This is a genomic window from Acidianus manzaensis (genome assembly GCF_002116695.1).
GTDB classification, from domain to species: Archaea; Thermoproteota; Thermoprotei_A; order Sulfolobales; family Sulfolobaceae; genus Acidianus; species Acidianus manzaensis.
Map to the genome: position 1 here is coordinate 2,026,452 of NZ_CP020477.1, position 18,685 is coordinate 2,045,136.

Genomic DNA, 18,685 nt, shown 5'->3' on the forward strand with positions numbered 1-18,685 from the left:
TCTTTTATTAGCTATGGGCAGCCTTGTATTTGCTCATCACCGCCCCCACCGTGGTATGTGCAGATAATCCCGGAACTAATTATAATCGCCGGATTTGCGAGTTTAGCTCTGACTATTTACTTTTCGCCGGAATTGAAGAATACATTGAAGAGTGCAGTTAGGTTGTTAAAGAAGTAAGCCCTTTTTAAAGTCACATCACTTTTTTCCTCTTAGTATGAAGTTAGCTCTAATCTTGTTGTTAGCAATTCCTATGTTAGCTGTAATTAGTTTAGCTTCTAATAGCATTAATATAGTGTCTACACCCCCGATAAACCCACCCGCATATTCATATTTTTATCTTGAATTTCAATTTTCGCCAGTAAATGGAACCCCTCAGCCGTATGCGATTTTTGTGGGTAACTCAGTTAATAACCTAACAGAAGTCGCTGAAGGATATACAAATCCAAATGGTACGGGATACGCTAGAGTTCCCGTTATTAATAGCGAGATAGAATATATAGACGTCGTTTGGGTAAATGTTAATTATACTATAATCCAGATATTCCCCCAAGTCGTGAATACGACAACGACTACGTCGATAACATTAAACAATAGCCAAGGATTTAGTTTCAGTTTGCCCGGGTGGGTTAATTGGATTGTAGGAGCAGTAATTATGTTGATTCTGATGGGGGTAGGTTACAAACTTATGGGAGCAGGGGGGTTAGCAGTCTTCGGCGTAGTAGGAGTTTTCTTAAGCGCATTTTTCGGATTGATCCCATTTTACATAATCTATATCTTCGTTTTCATTGTAGCAGTATTAGGGGCAAAAATTCTCACGAGACAACTGGGAGGAGGTGGTGAAGAATGAGACGTTATGCTTCTGCTATATTATTCATATTATTTATTGTAGGTATAATAGCAGAGCTAAGTACGCCTGTATTTGCTTCTTCTTTACCCCCTCTTTATGTAGAGGACGCAGTAAATGCTGAAATTCATACTCTTTGGAGTAAGAGCCCTACAGGCGTTTACGCTTTCCATGAAGCCCCATCGGTTAATGAGAGCTTTTGGATTGATGATAACGCTAAGTTCTTAGAGTCAATAGCCCCATGGTGGCAATCATATAGTAATCCATATGTAAATGATATACTGAATTTCATCAGTAAAGGTGACGTCAACGGACTATTTATAAAGAGATTTGAATATCCACTTAATCCAGTTCAACCGATAACAATTGGTAGTTTAAGCGGATATACTAATGGATTTTACGATATCGTAGGCAATCCTATCGATAATACATTTAGTATAAGAAGCTACTACAATCCTTCATTAGCGATAGTGTATCCTTATGGGAACGTCATTCAGTATCCGAATGGTATTTTAGTAGACATGGAACAAGGAATGGAAAATCCAATAGTAGATGGAGGTTTTGGAGGTCTCAAAGGGCAAAACCCCCCATGGGAATCTGTTTCACCATTCACACTTACTAACGATTCGGTTGTAAGCATTGTTAATAGCGCAAAAACTTACCTGAACCTAACAGGACCGGATTTCTACGGCTCGCCGTCGGAGCAACTGCAATATAATTTCCCTATAATAAATGTCCTTCCACATGGCCTAGCATACTATAATAAAGATGGAATATTAGGACAGTATAATTATCTAGGGGATTTTATTCCGTTCAATTTAACTTTAATTTTGCAATCATCTTCCATCAATAGAGTATATGTGCTATTTGTGTGGGAAAATGCCTCTGGAACGTTCGTACAGACAGATATGCCCGTTTACTTCCCCACGAATGGTCAATGGAATATGGTTACCGTAACTGTTCCATCATCTGTATGGCCTAAGTATTGGAATTTAGGCGATCTATCTTCTGTTCCCTTGTTAATTGGAATAGGTCTAGTAGTTCCGGGCGCTGAAGCTAACCAAACAGGAAACACTGGCGTATACGTAGCAGATATCGCAACGAATTATCCAACCGTCTACGGTCCTTCATTCAATGTTGAAAATGAAGGGAGTTACGTCATTTTTAATGAATCATGGAAAAGCGACTATCTACAGGCGACATTCTGGATTGCGTATATTTTAGACCAGAGCGATGCGATAGAAGTTTTAGCTTCAGCACCGGTTAACGGCTCATGGATTTATCTAGGGTATAACGGATTGGCGACAATCGGAACCGGATATACGATATTAGAAACACCTAATGGCATTCTGAAGAATTATCAAAATCAAGATAATATTAGCTGGACCTATCTTGGGAATAACTTTGGGAAATGGTTCTTGCTCTCAACAAAATATGCCCCGAACTGGATTGGCGCTTTTCAATTGCTATTTATGTTTCCAATGGCATCTTCATCAAATCCATATGTTGACACTTTAAGTTATGCTGCATATATGGGCGACCCCACCGAAGTGAGGAATACTTTATATTTTGGTAACTATACAACGTTGCCGGGCTATTTCCAATGGGTCCAAGTGGCATTTCAAAATACAGGAAATACGAGTGGGATTTTCGGATTTTTCCTAATGCCATCTGTAGACTATCTAGTTTCGCCAAATACAATAGTAAATAAATTATTCCCGTCGAATTTCATATCATACTCCCCATCATCAGCCCCTTCATATTGGTGGGACGCCGTATGGGGCGAGAATTATTACGAAGGCGAAATAATTTACGCTCTCGCATTGTTAGGCAAATACGGAAATACTGAAGCCTTAAGCATGGCGGAACAAGCATGGACAGCATACTATAACCAATTAACCCAATTTAACGGACAAACCTACACTTCATCTTTGGCTAGATTCATCATGGCAACGATATTACTGTATAATATAACGGGCAATAGTCAGTATTCTAACGCATACACTACATTAGGTAATTGGCTTTTACAGTTCCAAAACGATAGCAAATATGCCTATGTATATATACCGATGTGGTACCATAAGGACCCTGCAATCACCACTGTTAATGGTTACGACTCTTACGGATACATCATAAATGAAACATCTGGGATGGACGTAGGTACGGTAATATCAGGTAGTTCGATAGGGCTGAATTTCTTCGAAGATATCCCCTTGAACACAAGTTACGGAATCAGCCTTATTACTAATGGGACTGGAAAATTGCCATTCACCTATACTAATAGCCTTAACGTCAGTGGAGTATTTACGACTTACATATGGATGAACGGGGGAGGGACGGCAACCACAGCTAACATTTCTATTACTGTACAAATAGCATATGATGGAAATATACTGCAAACGATAGGCACTGCGACAGTATATAATGTACAGATTCAACCAGGTGGGAGTAGTGGTTCACCACCATATTATCCTATTAAGATCACAGTACCAGTTTTAACGACAGTTAACGCCCCGCCAAGTTCTACGATTGTTGTAGGTTGGCATATCACAGCACCACAAACAGTTTACGTTCTCGTAGATAGTACAAACGGACCATCTAACGTAACCATACCCTTGAGTTGGTTAAACCCATTTTACGGACTGTTTACAATTCCAGAAATCACTAATCCAAATCCGGGAGTACATGTATATCCGCAGCCATATTTCCTTGATGTCAGCGCAATGGCGGGACAGGCGCTTGTTGCATTATATCACGCTACAAATAATCTAACTTACTTACAGCGCGCTGAACTGATAGAGCAAGCGATTCACTACGGCGAAGTACCAACTCCGACTTATGGTATATTAGGTGTTTCAAATCCTCCCGTAACCTATAGGCTGTGGGTCTATGCCAACTACAGTGCAGTAGATACTGATTACTATACCTATAAGGCTGAATTGGTCAGCGAGTTTGCCGACGCAATAGGCAATAACACATTAGCAAGTCTAGCCATTAGCAGGGTATGGCAGAGAAGCGCATATGACTATCCTAGCAGCTATATCTACTATGTAGCCCGCTATGGCAGTGGCCTACAGATGAATAGCGAAACTCAGCCATGGGGCGATGTTGCAACTGAAATGTACATCAATACATGGGGAGCCCCGAACCTGGACCTATTTTGGGCTTCATTACCGCAAGAAGATTATATAATGAATCAGACATGGAACGGCACAGCGTTAAAGATATTCCTTTATGCTTACGGTAATGATCAAGTCCAGTTACTATTTCTAACGACTACAGTAAACTTTAACGTCATCGTGGATGGCAACTATACGAACTACGGAGCTAATCATCAAATATTGCAAATTATATTTACTCCGCATGCAGGTACAAACGAAATAATTATAGTGCCAAACCCAACAAATCAAACATCAATAAACACAGGGATAAACACATCTACAAGCTCAACGACTTGTTCAAGTTCGATACTAAGTGGTTTAAATATTCCGAAACAATTTCAACAAATACTAGGATTTATAATATATTTCATTACGGTCGGCCTGATGTACCTATTCAGTCGTAACAAAATAATTACATTATTAAGCTCTCTCACAGCGGTAGTGGTTATATACGCACTTGCCTTATGGCCTATGTATACTATATTCCTGGTTGGCGCAGTGTCTCTCTTCATGTTATTCTATTCAATAAGAGGTGAGCAAGATGGGAGCTAAACTAATAGTAAATGTGATCATCTTCGATATCATATTAGCGCTGCTAATGATGAGTTTCGCGGGCATTCAGCCACCCAGTATCGCGAATCCCCCAACTCAAAGCATGGCGCAGGCGCAGGCAAATATTTCGTGGAACCTTACGATAGGAACTATAAACTGGGTGTGGCTATGGCCCCTCTTCTATTTCGTGGACTGGCTTATCTGGATTGTAACGACGATTTTCGCGGTCGTAGTCTTCATCTTTAATATCTTTACAACGAGTTTAGCGCTTCTATCATCTGTGCCGGTCATCGGTCCATTTTTGCTGATGTTTGCAGTTGTCATAAATTTCGTTCTAATTTGGGAACTTGTAACGCTGATAAGGGGCACAGAGGGATGAACGAATATAATGCCAATGAGATAAGGGCAAAAGTTTTGAGAAGAAAGATATTGGATTTGATAGCGCAAAATTATGTGCTTAGCGCATCTCTCATTAGCCATACACTATTGTTAAGTTACGCAACTGTGCTAAGACACCTAAGAATCCTTAGTAATGAAGGATACATAGAATTATACAAAGAGGGAAGGACATTGTATGCAAAAATAAAACAAAATTCGAAGCAAATTCAGATTCTGAATTCAGAATTGGGGCATTTTTTAAACGCAAACGGAAAACCTGAATTCGATGAGAGGAGTCCTATTACTAAGGTCAAAGAAACTAAGGAAAGCTGAAGGAGTAAACGTAGGACTATTAATAGGGCTATTCATCTTCATATTAGTAGGAGTAGTATTGCTGCCAGTGATAACGAGCGAGGTAACTTCGCTTACAAGTGGAACATCGGCACAAGTAACTGGAACCGACGCCACGCTATTGAACTTAGTGCCCCTCTTCTACATCTTAGTACTAATTATTGTGCCAGCAGTGATTGCTTACCGTATGTACAAGGAGTAAGGAGGGGTAAGGAATGGAAGCTAACATAAAGGAAATCATTTTTTTATTTCTATTCGTTATCATTGGAATTGTATTATTATCGCCAATAGTATCATTTATAGGTAATCTGACAAACCCTGGAACTTACACAACATATACTACAGTCTCTGGCACCGAGACCGAAACCACATCATCGTTTGTACCGAACCCGTATTACGTAGGAAGCAATAATGCTGTATTGATATCGTTAGTGCCCATATTTTACATACTGATCATCGTAGCTGTTCCGGCCATTTTGATATATAAAATGTACAAGGGGGAGTAACATGAAAAGATGGATTCAAAGAGCGGTGAAGCACAAGGGAAGGGTACATAAATACTTAGAACGGCTGTACGGTAAGAGAGCTTTTACTGAAGATGGGGATATAAAGACAAAATACCTAGACATGGCAATTAGGCATGTAAAACGTTCAAAGATGGACGAAGAGCGTAAAAGAAGTTTGCTAAGCGCATTATATCTTGCAAAGCGTCTGAAGAGGATGAGGAAATGAACAGAAGCGAAATAGAAAGGAGGATAGAGATAAAAGAAAAGTTAATCAAAAAATTGCAACATGACATAAAACTTAGCAGGAAGATGATAGAGAAAGAGAGAAGAGAAATAAAAAAATTGAGAGAAAAGCTAAAGTAGGCCCTTTTTAAAGTTACACTCTTTTTTTCTTTTGATGAGTGCGTTAGGGGACATAATCTATATTTTAGGTATTTTGATACCTCTTCTAGGTTTAATTGTAAGAAATTATTTAGTGAACTTACTAGGATTCGTAATGGGAACTGTCGGCTTTCTAGTTTTTGCGCAGAATCAAACAGACATCTCTTTTAGCGCATCAACATTTTACTTAGCCTTATTGCCCTTAGCTTTCGGTCTCATGAACTTCGCCTTTTTCTTCAACTGGCTGAAGGAGGAAAGAATATGAGGCGGTACAATGTTTCTTACAGAACCTATCCCCAAAACGTATGTCGTGGCTGGTCTCGCTATAGATATAACTTTTATCATTATGTATTTAGTCAGAAGAAAGTCAAAAGGCTGGAAAGAGAAATCATACTTGAACCGCAGAGATGGCGCTATTATCGTTATATTAAGTGTGCTCGTTCTAGCACTGGCGCACTTAGGGAATTATCAGAGTTATTGGGAATACTTAGAGGGCTTGCTGATAGATTCGTTTCTCTTCTTTCTGGGGATGAAACTGGTGGTGAGCAAGAATGAGTGATGGGAAACTTCTTTCGGCATGGGAAGAAGAATTAAAGAAAGCACAGAGCTTAGATGAGCTTAAACAAAAGTATGAAGAAGCACTAAAACAAATCGGCAATCAAAAAGAAGCACAAAAATTGTACAAAGTTTATCAAAAAAGGGAGTTTGAGCTAAAGTTAGCACAGTACAGAAAACTAAAGGAAGAACTTGCGCAGAAGAAAAGAAAGATAAAGAAAGATAAAATAGACGTAAACGTTAAAGTCGTCAAGAAGTGGATAAACAGTAGGCTCTTTACTGCAGAGCATTACGTCGCAATGCTGCAGCAAAGTAAGGATGGGCTTCAATTGCTATTTTTGAGGAAGGCTAAATTAGTGGAAAATCAAGGCTATTTAATGTTAGAAGTGAAGAAACTTAGAAAAGTGTGGGTGCTTAATGGGGAACCGCTACTTCTTGAGCGTAAAAGGATCATAGGGAAGAAGTTTGTTGCAGTGCATTTCGTGTTGCCAGATTATCCTTATACTTTAGACCTTACTATAGATGACAAAATAAGGCAACTTACGCTTAAGAATATCAACGCTCCGCAAATAATACATTCTATTATAAAGACAAAATTCTTTGAGGCGTTAGCAAGAGTGGGAGGCGGTCCAGATATGATGATGCTGATTATCGGCGCAATCATGGGCGTAGGAATAGGGCTAGCAATTGGCTTCGGTATCTCTAACGCAAATCTATCTCATTTGCTGGCGCAGCATGTAACTAATACGACGACCACGCATTCTGTTAGTCCTTTCCCAACCTCAACTAAAGGTGGTTCTTCATGAAAGAAAAGGAAGAAGAGAAAGAGGAACAAATTCTCTGGCCTAAATGGAAGGAAGTTGAAGAGTTGTTGAAGAAGGTGAGAAAATGAAAAAAACAAATAATGATTTGGAGTTATTGAAAAAGGAAAATGAGGAATTGAAGAAGAAGATTGAGGAATTAGAAGCACTGGTAAATAATGATGAAAGTGATGAAGATGAGGAACTCCAAGAAATAGAGAACCCTTATACTGTCACCAACAGAGCTATAAGCGAATTAGTAGAGCCACGCGATACAATGTTCTATTTGAGTGGCAACCAGATATCATTGATCTTAAGCGCATTTGAGTTCGCTAGATTACCCACTTATTTCGGCGAAGAGCCGGTTGACGAATTGGCGGAGTATGCAAATAAGTTAAAGCATTACTTAGTTAGCAAAGGTGGAAGGGGAAGAAGAGATATTCTCAGAGTGCTAAGAGTAAGTAACGGTCAGGCCAGAGAGAACGTAAACAAGAGCATATTCAAACAATTATTACAGGGAAGCAAAGACTCAGATTTGGAGGATGATGAAGGATGACAGAACTATTATGGCTAGCGCAGAAAATTGTGGAAGCATACAAGTCTATGGGCTTTGTCAGCGCAGTGATATTCGGCCCCCAAGGAACTGGGAAGACTACCTATGCGTTCAAGGTAGCGAGAGATGTGGAATTCGCACTTCATAACCTAGAGACGAAGGACGAGGCATGGCAATACGTAAAGTACTTCTTCGAATTGCCTGATGCATTAGAGTATATTCAGGAAATCACGGAAAGAGACGAACGGATACCGTACATAATCTTTGATGACGCATCAATTTGGCTTAGCAAATACTACTGGTATAAGGACTATATGAAAGCCTTCTACTCATATTATGCGCTAATCAGAACTAGAGTCTCAGCTGTCATATTTACCACACCCGCTCCGGATGATATAGCCTATTTCTTGAGAGAGAAGGGATGGTATCAGATAAAGATAGTGTGGAACAATAAGAAAAAGAAAATTGCTATAGCACAATTATACGAAAAGGAATTCGCAAGAAATACAAAAGGTGATTTTACAACAAAATCCACTTATAAAGCATTGGATTATTTCAAAGTAGAGCTTCCTAACAACTTCTACAATGAATATTTGAAGAAGAGAAAAGAGAAAGAATTAGATCTATTAGCGCAGATAAAGCTTTCACTTAGTCAAATTGATCGGCCAAGTAACGAAAATTTAGGGTAGATAACGGGGGTTATCTCAGTGTATGCCGTGTATACAACTGTATACAGAATTACCGGGGAGTTTATTTTATTGCATTTATGCCCAATCAATGCAACTTTTTGTAACAATATCCCCAGAAGACATTTGCTAGTAAAAATTAGTGAGTAATACTAAAAATTCAAACAATATCTCTGGAAGACACTTTCTAGTAAAAATTAGTGACTGCCGGGAAAAAATTTTTATCAGTGGTCACTAATTTTTACTAGCAACTGTTTTCAAAACATATCACTCGAATTTTTCTAAGTCCTCACTAATTTTTTCTAGAAAGTGTCTGTAAAACATATAACTCGAATTTTTCTCACCTATCACTAATTTTTTCTCAGTCAGTTGTATACAGCCACTCTGCATATTTTTTGTATTGTTCTTTCGCTATTCCGAAGAGCAAAACGTAATGTTGCGTTAGTACTCTCGTCGGTTTTCTGCCCTGGATAAAATCGATAACGTCTAACGGTATTCCTAACTCCGCCATTTTAGACGCGACGAATTTCCTAACGTACTTTATCTGTATAGCGTCAGTGCGACGCCTTTCAAAATCCGCTATCGCACCGCGTGTTATATCTACTTTCTTCAAAGGCGTAATATGAAAGACGTAAAACGACCCTTTATATCCTCTCGTCCACGATAGCGGATAATAGCATATACCGTTTTCACAGACGTCTTTTTCCGGTTCTCTCAACACCTTTAGGATTTCGCTAAGTCTCGCCCCGCTCTCTAAAGCTAAACGGTAGATCGCATAGACGTTCTCACTATATTCTTTCGCTAACTGTAACGTTTTGCGTATTTCGTCTATCGTCGGTATGTAAAGGTCCGCGTTAGTCTTCTTTATTTTAACTACTTTCAGAATTTTTTCAGCGAATTCGTCAGAAATAATTCCGCGTGACGACAAAAACTTCGCAAACAGTCTATACGCTTTTTGTGAGTTACGCGAATCTTTGAATTTTTTACTTATCGCACTAACGTATTCCTTTGCGGTATCTTCGCTTATTTTCCTTTCATTTATGAGAAATTCGTAAAACGCCTTTACGTTGCCGTCTGTCGCATATTGGCGTAAATTGGCAACTAATGAAATTTTACGGCGTTCTTCCCTCTCTAAAATGCCCTCCAAGCCTGAGATCCCGGGTTCGAATCCCGGCGGCCGCATTGTGAGGGATACCCCCACGCCCTCAGTCCTAGCACTAACATAAAAATCAATTACCTTTTATTTATTGAAGTTAGCATAAATGAAGCGATTTCGGAATATGTCTGTCCTTTATGTCTTATTCCGTTACATCACGTACTGCCCTTATTAACCATATAAGATATACTAATCATCCCTTACATTGCATGATATGTAAGAAGAAATTTAGCAATTATAATGCGTTACTTGATCATATTTGCAAAAAGCATAATATCTGCATAAGTTAGGTGATTTCATGGATAGAACCAGATTAATGTGGCTCATCATCATATTTGGAAATATTGTAGATGTTATTATATCATGGTTTGGTTGGCCTACCGAACTTCAACATGCCGATATATATACTTTCGATCTTAATATTCTTTTCAATATATATGTTAATCACATAGATAATCTTAATGTGACCTACTTGTTTTACCAGTTACTAATTCTTCTTATCGCTGTCAAAATTCTATTCATTAGTATGATTTATTGGTTTACAAAATTAGCTGACAAACTAAAGGTAAGCAACATGAAATGGATAATGTTACTTCCCTTTGCATTAATAACATTAGGCATTGATGTATTTGATGTATACGCATTAACCAGCCTCCTTTTGTGCCCTTTATAAAATCTATCTCTTTTTTCCTTTGAACTACTCATTAAATCAATTAAATGCGTACCTATATTGCACTATAAGGAATAACTTTTTTCTCTTTCTCTTATTTCCTTTTTTATGATTAGTAACGAAAGTGCTCATAACCTAACAATAATAGCATCTTATCCTGGTTATCCAAATGAGGCACCACCGCCTCCACCACCACCATTATGGGTTCAAATACTACATATCATTATTTTTTTCATGCCAGAAATACTTTTAGGAATATCAATACTGAGTATAATATTAACAATCCACTTTTCACCAGAAGTAAAAATAGCAATCAAATCATTCTTCAAAAGAAAGGCAAAAGGCTCTTTATAAACTTTTTCATTTTTCTTTCAATAAATACCAAATATCTTTTAACAATACCTCTTCTAACACTATTTTTAATAATATTGTGAAAACGTTTTTATTCCTTTAAAGGTAATCTTTTTTTAGGGTGTATAAAATAATGGATATTTGTGAGGCTCTACTAAATGGTACGCTTTTAGCAAATAGTACTCATTCAGGGCCTTCTTTAGGGCCTGTATACTTACCGCTGGAACGTGTATTCCAGCAAATAGTTCTTCAACACTATCTTCAACACTACTATCACCACCCCCACCCGTACCATGGTACATAGCTTATTTGCCAGAAATTGCAATAGGAATAGCTGTAATAGGTGCAATATCCTTCTTAGTATTTAGAGGTAAGTTTAGGTTCTTAAGAAAGGAAAAAGGCTCTTTTTAAAATCTATCTCTTTTTCCTTTGAACTACTTATTAAATCAATTAAATGCGTATTTAATCCTATAATCCCTTCCATAAAAGATAAATATTTTTTATTCAATTTTTTTATTATGCTAGAAAGAAAGTCTGTTAGAGTTCCCTTATATATATTAATTTCATTTTTCTCTCTAATATTTGGAAGTATTTTAGGATTTCTTGCAATGTTACGATTTTTTATGATTTTACCATATCTGTTTGTTCTCTTCTTGCCTATGTTGATAACTGCTGCAATCGAGATGCTTTTAATGATCCCATTCTTACTAAGAGGATATTGGAAAGGCCCAGTAATTGCTACTGTGATCACATCTTTTCTGGCAATGTTTGGCGCAGCACTTATCGAAATAGTTGTTGCATTAATTGGTAACTCATAAAATATGCTCCATCTTATGTGTCATTTTTAAATCCTTGTTCTTTTTCTTATACAATGATAAAGTGGATCCCTATTAATCATTCCTGTGTATTTGATAGGCATGGTAATTTGATAACTAGTAAAATATTTTTGTTCATTATATACTGAAATATTAGTGTTAACTAGAGCTAGTATAGAAGTGAATTATGGAATAAGTTTATATTAATTAGGTTAAGATAAGGGATTATGCAATCAATTAATAGTATCGCCAGAAATCTGAATAGGACTACTCTAATTGATACTTTTATAGTAACTGGTATAGCATTAGTCTCAATTTTAATAAGAGCATTAAGTGCTAATTATCCTCTAACAATAAATGGTTTTGACTCATGGTATTTATTTTATAATGCAGTATTAATTTCTCAAGCACATGGAAATTGGTATGCAGTACCTCCAGATATTCACGCTTGGTTTCCTTATGGATTCTTTATAGAACTAGGAGATACTATAGGTTTGCCTTTTATTGTTTCTCTATTATCAATGCCTTTTTATGGTACTTTTGGCGTTAATGCTGTATATACGGTTACTATATTTTTGGATATTGCACTAGCAGGATTAGGTGTTGGAGCAGCTTATGTTGCAACTGCTGGTATAACTAAAAGCAGGATAGCTGGATTTGTTGCTGCTGCAATAATTGCTGTGTCTCCTGCATTAACTTATAAGAACATTATAGGAGGATTGCCTAAGGATTCTTGGGGAGGTGTTTTTGTACTTTTCTCAATATATTTACTATCATATGCTATAGAGAAAAAGAAGCCTTTATACGGTGGGATTGCCGGAATACCTCTATTCTTAGCTGAAATCTCTTGGGGAGGTTCTACTTACATTGATTTAAGCTTATTAGCTGGTTCTTTTCTACTAATTTTACTTAATAGGAATGATGAATTTACTGCTAAATCTTTTACTTTAATGGCTATCGTTACTGCATTTTTAACGTCATTTGCACCAAATAGTATAGGATTCTTATCTGGTTTAGCTCATGGACTATCTCTGTTAATAATTGGTGCATTACTATTCCTTGATTTATATCTGAGAAGGATAATTCCAAAAGAAATAGGAGAATCAAGAGCTTTCATAATTATCGCTACTGTTGTATTTATTTTTGTTATAGGTATAGTCGGATTATCATTCCTTGGAATAAATCCAGTGCCTTCTAGATATTATGCTATAATAAATCCATTCTATCAATTTACAGTACCTATAGATAGAACTGTAGCAGAATATATTCCTCAACCTATAACATCAATGATTGAAGATTTTGGAATATCTCTAATATTATCTATAATAGGAATGTATTATCTGTTAAGGCAAGGTAATTTGTCAGCATTGTGGTTGTTAGTTCTAGGTATATTAAGTATTTATGGGACTTCTGAACAACCATATTTGTTTAATTATACTGCATATATGATAGCTCCTTTGGCTGGAGCAGGAGTTTATTTTGCTATTAACAAGCTAAAAGGAAGTAGTAAAATTATACCATTATTAATTATAGCACTAGTAGGAATTTCTTTAGTTTCTGATGCGGGCGCAGCTATAATATATAGTAATGAACCTAATGAGATCTATACTTCTGCTTCTCCTTATCCTGATCTTAATTATGCATGGGTTAGTGCATTAGATTGGATTCATAATGAAACTCCTACTCATTCATTTATATTAAGCTGGTGGGATTACGGTTATTGGATAGAAGTAATAGGTAATAGAAGTGTTATTGATGAAAATAATACGCTTAATGGGACTCAAATAAAGTTAATGGCTGAGATGTTCTTAAATAACGAGAGTTTTGCTGCTAACGTTTTAGAAAATGATTTCCATATTTATCCATACGGAAGTAGTAAGTATAATATACCAACTTATATAGTAGCGTATGACGCTGTGACATTATATAATAATTCTGGAACATATGAATGGTACATAGGATACCCGACTGATCTTGGTGGTGAATTTTTAGGATATACTACTTCATTAGGAGACATAGGAAAAGCAATGGGTGCTATGACTATAATAGCAGGTTATCCAGTTAATGAATATCTAAATTCAAGTTTGATAACTAGCGAGGTTGACTATTTAAATAGTACTTTAGGTCCTTTAGCATCTAGTGACTCTACAATAGCTACTGAGTTAGATCAATTAGCTGGATATGTATCTGATGCTTATCCTTTTGCATGGACTCATAAAGCTTACAATTCATTAATAGTTGATATGTTTGTAGAAGCTTTACAAGGAACTGGAGATGAAGTTATTGCTCCATTTAGTAGCAAATTGGAATTTAGCGTTAGTGGATTTTCGATTTCTCCTGGCACTCCTATTCCACCTATTCATTTAACTTATTTCCAGCCAGTATATGTCTCTCTATCTCCATGGATAAGCGGACCAGGATATGAAACGTACATAATGGTTATGATATACCAATTTGTACAACCAGGAACTATTGTACCATCAACATACTATACAAGCTAAAAAAAAGAAATTAGCAATTTAATTTTATTCCTTTTTTTGCTTCTATTCTATATTTTACGTATTTATCTACTGGAGAAAAACGAGGTGGATGAGCTATAATAGTCTTTGAATTACAAATTGGGCATGTTTTACTGAATGTGTAAGTATTATCTTTTGGGCATTTTCTTAATTTGAATGTCATTTTTGTTGTACTCCTATTTCTATTCCTTCTGCTTTTCCTACTTTTTGGATTTTTTCTATAATTTGAGATAATTTTTCTCCTACTAATTTAGGATCTGTACCTAAGACATCTACTCTATATCTAGGTGCTCCTATAGTGTAAATCTTAATAATATATTGTCCTTCTTCATCCTCTTCTATAGCTTCTTTTAATACTTTCTTTATTTTTTCTACACCTTGTGGATCTAATGTTCTTAACGTTATCACGCTGGAATCTTTTACTTTTTTCTCTTCATTATGTTTTACTGCTTCTTCTAATAATGGTTTTATCCAAATTTCTGGAACTCCTGCATCTAGTAGTATTTTTTCTCCTTCTTTTGAAGCTTTAATTAAGGTATCAAAAACGTCTCCATATTTGTCTTCTATTTTCCATGCTACTTCTTGCCATGCTTCTTTCTCAGTTTTCCCTAATTTCTGTGCAACTATTTCTAAGATTTTATCTGTTTTTTGAAGTTTTTTCCATTGAGCATTCTTTTTTCTTCTTTCATCATCATTTACTTTTTTTAGAGATACGTCTACAGTGCCTTTTTTACGATCTACTCTAATTACTTTTACTATTATTTTTCTTCCTTCCTTTACAATATCTCTTATGTTTTTTACCCATCTTGTACTTATTTCGCTCCATGGTAAGAAGGCTTGAAGGTTTCCATATTCATCTAAAGTAACATAACTACCATAATCAAAAACTTGTTTTACTGTTGCAATTAAAATATCTCCTTCTCTTGGTAATGGATGTTTATTATAAATCATTTTAGCTCATTTCTCTAATTTCTTCACCGGTTATTTTTGCTTTACCGCCTGTAGGATATGCCAGCTGTGTTCCACAGGCTAGGCATCTTACTGGAAAAGTAGCATGACTGAAAATTATTTGTTCGTTTCCACAGTTATTGCATTTAACTCTTATGAATTTACTTTTTGGTTCTGGTATTAATATTTTAAGTTTCTTCATTTAACCACCTCGACTATTTCGGCTTTCTTTACTCTTATTCCATGCTTCATTATAGTGTAACCACATTTTTGGCACTTTAATACGAATGTGGCTTTCTTAGTTACTTTGGAGAATTTATGTTGTAATGGCTTTCTTTTTCCTCCATATCCTAGATTCTTTCTATCATATCTTCTTTGTCCTTCTGCTAATGTTCTTCTCTTTCCCGACTTATATAATGATACTGAGTGCTCTGTATGTGTTTTACATTTGGGGCAGTAAGTCTTAATCGTCTTGGGAACTTTCATTAGTAATCACTTTATCTACTATTTTACACAGAGTTATATATTCAGCGGTCCATAAAGATAGGGCTTTTAAAGGATCTAGAAATACTAAGTCTCCCTTACTAAGTTGTATTTTTTCTATTTCAATATTTTTAACTATTTTACATAATATTCTACCATTCGAAATTATCAGATTTCCTGTTGAAAGAGATATAAAGAAATCTTTCATTTTGTCTAGCAAAGTAAATAAAAATTCATCAAAGCCTTTACCTTTTGTTCCATTTTCCAAATATTTGCTTAGTCTTATCTCAAAGATTGAGTCAGCTATTTCTTCATAGGTTTTTATTTCTTTTTTGTGTAAATCGTCAGAATATCTAAATCTAATTTTCATCAATGAGTTTATTGTTTTTTCTATTTCTGATAATGGTATATTTTGTTGTTCTTCGCTTGATAATTCTCTTTCTAATATTTCATCTAACATATAGTTTTACCTCTCCTAAGCCTTTTAAGTACGCATAAATTCCTAAGCTTGCATCCATTTTTATTGGTATTCCTTTATCAAATTTTATCTTTTCGTCAATAAGTCTGAATTCGCCAGAGATATAAGGTGAAAATATTACTGATCCAGAAAAAGGGGATAAGTCTTTTATTAATTCGAATTTTTCGGTAGAAATTTTTCTCACTATTAACCCAGATTTTCCATGTAATGAACCTGGAATTCTGACTAAACGTTTAGTATCTATAGTTACTTGTTCATCTAATATAGTTTTGGTTATTCCTCTAGCATATCTACCTGGCCATCCTGGATCTTCTATTGAAGTACCTTGATAATTCGGAACTCCGATCCCTTGAATATAATCTATTATTTTCTTTCTATCTTCTGATGACAATAATGCGCATTCTCCAAAACAAGTAACGTAAACATGAAATCCTCTATTCCCAGAGAAATATAAAGTAGGTGATAATCCAAAATCATTTTTTAGAATGTCATATATTATTAAAGTATTTTGATACGCTTTTTCTATGCATTCTGGAGTTATTTCTTGGTATTCTATAGTATCTACTCCGTCTCTTGGACATTTTTCTCCATCTACTATTGAACCGCATCTTGGACAAAAATTGAACTTTCTAGTTTGACATATTTCGTCTGCATCTATATCAAATTGTAAATCTGCTCCCATCCAACCTTTTTCTTCCATTTCTTTAGCTGAAGGAATTTGATATCTAGCTGATGAATAAAATAAATGAAGAGGAATATTATTTCTTAAAAATGTTTTTAATTCTATATCTGAGGTAAATGATAAGTGCCTCACATAAGTATTTTTATTTATTGGTTGATAAGCGAATTCTCTTAGTTCTATATCTGGTGGAAGTTCTAGATTTGCTTTTTCATAGTATTCTTTAAAAAGGATTGATATTATCTTATTCAACTCTAGGAGCAATGTAAAAATCCCCGTATCCTCCTTGAGGAAGTTCAAAATGTAATTTCAAAGGAATTTGAGATCCAAAGGATATTTCTAGAGTATCAGATGGTTTTGACATTTTAGTTGTGTTAGCTACGTACTCCATACCATATGTGCTTTTAGCATCGCTACCACTAGCTTCAAGTAATGCTCCATTATCAGTAGATAATTCTACTTTTGATTCTCCCATATCTCCTTCTACTGAGAAGTATAGTTTACCATTTTCTGAAGATACTATTAAGGTATCTCCTAAATCTTCTAAGCCTTCTATTACATCTGAAAAAGTTACTGTAAGAAGTTTAGCTTTGAAAGGAAATTCTAGATTTAATGATGGATTTTTCTGTTCTTCTAAACTTAATAATGGTAATACAAATATTCTTTCAAAGTCTCCTTCCAATGTTATTTTGAGCTTATCTTCTGCTTCTACGCTTAATGCATCGTTCTTAGATACTCTTGACAGAATTGAAGTTAGATCTTTTAGGTTTATTCCAATTACTTCTTTTTCCTTTGACTCATAATTATCAAAATATGATGATGGAAGGAAAAAATCTAAGAATGTTACTCTAGAAGGATCTATTCCAGAAATTTTTATACCATCTTTGGATGATATAATATTAGCTTCATCCATAAATTCTGATATTGTTTTAATTATGCTAACCATTGCTTGTGCATCTAATGCTTTAAACTTCATGATTAAGAATAATCATATATAGAGTTTAAAACTTATTAACCTCAAAGTCTTGGAGAATTTTCTTCAGTTAAATAATCTTCTCCTCCAGCTAGTATTTTTTGTATTTCAGCATATAATTCATCTAATCCTTCATCTGTTGTTGAAGAAACTGGTACTGGTGGAGAGTCAAGACTTTCTATTAGACTATTTATCAAATCAAAAGAATAATCATCAATTTCTCCTAAACTATCAATTAATTCTTCTCCGTTACTCCAACTATTTAATTCTTCTAATTCTTTCTTATTTAGTAAATCGATTTTCGAAAGTACATTAATTTGTGGTAAATTCATTCTGAATCTTATTGCACTAGATAATAAAAGTAAAGATACATAAGTTCTAGCTTCTTTAGCTAAAAATGAATCTAAAAGGAATACGTTAACTGCTTTATTATCTCCTATTATTAATGAGCTTAATATTCTTCCAGTGTCTCTATAAGCAAATAATTCTACTTGACCTGGGGTATCAACTAAAACATAATTAGCTTCAATTTCACTTATTTCGTTTTTTATGTCTACTGCTTTAGACATTAAAAGGTCTATTGAAACAATTAATGATGAATTTGGACCTAAACCGAATTTTTGCATAACTTCATACGCATCTATATAGTCTCTAACATCAAAATCTGGAGTGTAAGGTAATTTTTCTACTGCAGGATCTAGATTAATTATTGCTGTGTCTAGTTGTTGGTCTAATAAATATTGTTGAAATTCTTTAACTAATGATGTTTTGCCAGAACCTGCAGTTCCGGTAAAGAAAATGTAGTACATCAGTTATAGTTGTCTTTTAATCTTAAAAACTTCTTCT

26 protein-coding genes are annotated in these 18,685 nt (G+C 35.3%); 17 read left to right on the plus strand and 9 right to left on the minus strand.

The features are described from left to right. Window positions 1-553: 553 nt before the first annotated feature. From B6F84_RS14005 to B6F84_RS10455, 12 genes are all read left to right on the plus strand, one after another. Window positions 554-847 carry a hypothetical protein gene (locus B6F84_RS14005; RefSeq protein WP_222703208.1) on the plus strand — a complete coding sequence of 98 codons (294 nt, stop codon included), beginning with the start codon at window positions 554-556 and terminating at the stop codon, window positions 845-847. Next, window positions 844-4,557, plus strand: a complete 3,714-nt coding sequence (locus B6F84_RS10405) for an end-filament protein (RefSeq protein ID WP_148692175.1) — start codon at window positions 844-846, stop codon at window positions 4,555-4,557. The genes B6F84_RS14005 and B6F84_RS10405 overlap by 4 nt, the downstream gene beginning before the upstream one ends. Next, window positions 4,547-4,936: a C166 family protein gene (locus B6F84_RS10410; RefSeq protein ID WP_148692176.1), complete on the plus strand. Its 390-nt coding sequence runs from the start codon at window positions 4,547-4,549 to the stop codon at window positions 4,934-4,936. Before B6F84_RS10405 ends, B6F84_RS10410 begins: the two co-directional genes overlap by 11 nt. Next, on the plus strand, window positions 4,933-5,268 hold the full coding sequence (locus B6F84_RS10415) for a transcriptional regulator (RefSeq protein ID WP_222703209.1): 336 nt from the start codon (window positions 4,933-4,935) through the stop codon (window positions 5,266-5,268). Before B6F84_RS10410 ends, B6F84_RS10415 begins: the two co-directional genes overlap by 4 nt. Beyond that, window positions 5,222-5,488: a VP1/VP3 family protein gene (locus B6F84_RS10420; RefSeq protein ID WP_148692177.1), complete on the plus strand. Its 267-nt coding sequence runs from the start codon at window positions 5,222-5,224 to the stop codon at window positions 5,486-5,488. Before B6F84_RS10415 ends, B6F84_RS10420 begins: the two co-directional genes overlap by 47 nt. Before the next feature lie 13 nt (window positions 5,489-5,501). Next, entirely contained in the window at window positions 5,502-5,792 is a 291-nt protein-coding gene (locus tag B6F84_RS10425) for a V1/V3 family capsid protein (RefSeq protein WP_148692178.1), read from the plus strand. Between the two features lies 1 nt (window position 5,793). Further along, window positions 5,794-6,018 (plus strand): capsid protein VP2, encoded by a 225-nt coding sequence (locus tag B6F84_RS10430; protein ID WP_148692179.1) that lies wholly within the window; start codon window positions 5,794-5,796, stop codon window positions 6,016-6,018. Next, window positions 6,015-6,155, plus strand: a complete 141-nt coding sequence (locus B6F84_RS13905; RefSeq protein ID WP_187152682.1) for a hypothetical protein — start codon at window positions 6,015-6,017, stop codon at window positions 6,153-6,155. The genes B6F84_RS10430 and B6F84_RS13905 overlap by 4 nt, the downstream gene beginning before the upstream one ends. A 31-nt stretch (window positions 6,156-6,186) precedes the next feature. Continuing rightward, on the plus strand, window positions 6,187-6,438 hold the full coding sequence (locus B6F84_RS10435) for a DUF5493 family protein (RefSeq protein ID WP_222703210.1): 252 nt from the start codon (window positions 6,187-6,189) through the stop codon (window positions 6,436-6,438). A 286-nt stretch (window positions 6,439-6,724) separates the two neighbouring features. After that, window positions 6,725-7,534: a B277 family protein gene (locus tag B6F84_RS10445; protein ID WP_148692182.1), complete on the plus strand. Its 810-nt coding sequence runs from the start codon at window positions 6,725-6,727 to the stop codon at window positions 7,532-7,534. A gap of 82 nt (window positions 7,535-7,616) precedes the next feature. Beyond that, on the plus strand, window positions 7,617-8,084 hold the full coding sequence (locus tag B6F84_RS10450) for a hypothetical protein (RefSeq protein ID WP_148692183.1): 468 nt from the start codon (window positions 7,617-7,619) through the stop codon (window positions 8,082-8,084). A gap of 47 nt (window positions 8,085-8,131) precedes the next feature. Beyond that, window positions 8,132-8,770, plus strand: a complete 639-nt coding sequence (locus B6F84_RS10455; RefSeq protein WP_236748946.1) for a hypothetical protein — start codon at window positions 8,132-8,134, stop codon at window positions 8,768-8,770. Between the two features lie 358 nt (window positions 8,771-9,128). Here the strand turns inward: B6F84_RS10455 and B6F84_RS10460 are convergent, their stop codons facing one another. After that, entirely contained in the window at window positions 9,129-9,950 is an 822-nt protein-coding gene (locus B6F84_RS10460; protein WP_148692185.1) for an integrase, read from the minus strand. A gap of 182 nt (window positions 9,951-10,132) precedes the next feature. On the opposite strand from B6F84_RS10460, the gene B6F84_RS14285 reads away from it, so the two are divergent. From B6F84_RS14285 to B6F84_RS10485, 5 genes are all read left to right on the plus strand, one after another. After that, window positions 10,133-10,213 (plus strand): hypothetical protein, encoded by an 81-nt coding sequence (locus B6F84_RS14285; RefSeq protein ID WP_420807176.1) that lies wholly within the window; start codon window positions 10,133-10,135, stop codon window positions 10,211-10,213. An 8-nt stretch (window positions 10,214-10,221) separates the two neighbouring features. After that, window positions 10,222-10,596, plus strand: a complete 375-nt coding sequence (locus B6F84_RS10470) for a hypothetical protein (RefSeq protein WP_148692186.1) — start codon at window positions 10,222-10,224, stop codon at window positions 10,594-10,596. Between the two features lie 105 nt (window positions 10,597-10,701). Beyond that, window positions 10,702-10,947, plus strand: coding sequence for a hypothetical protein (locus B6F84_RS10475; RefSeq protein ID WP_148692187.1), 246 nt, complete (start codon window positions 10,702-10,704; stop codon window positions 10,945-10,947). A 515-nt stretch (window positions 10,948-11,462) separates the two neighbouring features. Beyond that, window positions 11,463-11,762, plus strand: coding sequence for a hypothetical protein (locus B6F84_RS10480; protein ID WP_148692188.1), 300 nt, complete (start codon window positions 11,463-11,465; stop codon window positions 11,760-11,762). A 224-nt stretch (window positions 11,763-11,986) separates the two neighbouring features. Further along, window positions 11,987-14,260: an STT3 domain-containing protein gene (locus B6F84_RS10485; protein WP_148692189.1), complete on the plus strand. Its 2,274-nt coding sequence runs from the start codon at window positions 11,987-11,989 to the stop codon at window positions 14,258-14,260. A gap of 10 nt (window positions 14,261-14,270) precedes the next feature. Here B6F84_RS10485 and B6F84_RS10490 read toward each other — a convergent pair whose 3' ends face one another. Genes B6F84_RS10490 through B6F84_RS10525 form a run of 8 tightly spaced genes read right to left on the minus strand, consistent with a single transcriptional unit; the run spans window position 14,271 to window position 18,648 of the window. Next, a complete protein-coding gene (locus B6F84_RS10490; protein ID WP_148692190.1) occupies window positions 14,271-14,441 on the minus strand; it encodes an RNA-protein complex protein Nop10 in 171 nt (56 codons plus the stop codon). After that, window positions 14,438-15,229 (minus strand): translation initiation factor IF-2 subunit alpha, encoded by a 792-nt coding sequence (locus B6F84_RS10495; protein WP_148692191.1) that lies wholly within the window; start codon window positions 15,227-15,229, stop codon window positions 14,438-14,440. Before B6F84_RS10495 ends, B6F84_RS10490 begins: the two co-directional genes overlap by 4 nt. A gap of 1 nt (window position 15,230) precedes the next feature. Continuing rightward, window positions 15,231-15,428, minus strand: coding sequence for a 30S ribosomal protein S27e (locus B6F84_RS10500; RefSeq protein ID WP_148692192.1), 198 nt, complete (start codon window positions 15,426-15,428; stop codon window positions 15,231-15,233). Next, window positions 15,425-15,712, minus strand: coding sequence for a 50S ribosomal protein L44e (locus B6F84_RS10505; RefSeq protein WP_148692193.1), 288 nt, complete (start codon window positions 15,710-15,712; stop codon window positions 15,425-15,427). The genes B6F84_RS10500 and B6F84_RS10505 overlap by 4 nt, the downstream gene beginning before the upstream one ends. Then, a complete protein-coding gene (gins15, locus tag B6F84_RS10510; protein WP_148692194.1) occupies window positions 15,690-16,169 on the minus strand; it encodes a DNA replication protein Gins15 in 480 nt (159 codons plus the stop codon). The genes B6F84_RS10505 and gins15 overlap by 23 nt, the downstream gene beginning before the upstream one ends. Then, on the minus strand, window positions 16,159-17,139 hold the full coding sequence (gene priS, locus B6F84_RS10515) for a DNA primase small subunit PriS (RefSeq protein WP_148692903.1): 981 nt from the start codon (window positions 17,137-17,139) through the stop codon (window positions 16,159-16,161). Before priS ends, gins15 begins: the two co-directional genes overlap by 11 nt. After that, window positions 17,111-17,842, minus strand: a complete 732-nt coding sequence (locus tag B6F84_RS10520; protein ID WP_148692195.1) for a DNA polymerase sliding clamp — start codon at window positions 17,840-17,842, stop codon at window positions 17,111-17,113. Before B6F84_RS10520 ends, priS begins: the two co-directional genes overlap by 29 nt. 41 nt (window positions 17,843-17,883) lie before the next feature. After that, window positions 17,884-18,648: an ATP/GTP-binding protein gene (locus B6F84_RS10525; RefSeq protein WP_148692196.1), complete on the minus strand. Its 765-nt coding sequence runs from the start codon at window positions 18,646-18,648 to the stop codon at window positions 17,884-17,886. Between the last annotated feature and the right edge of the window lie 37 nt (window positions 18,649-18,685).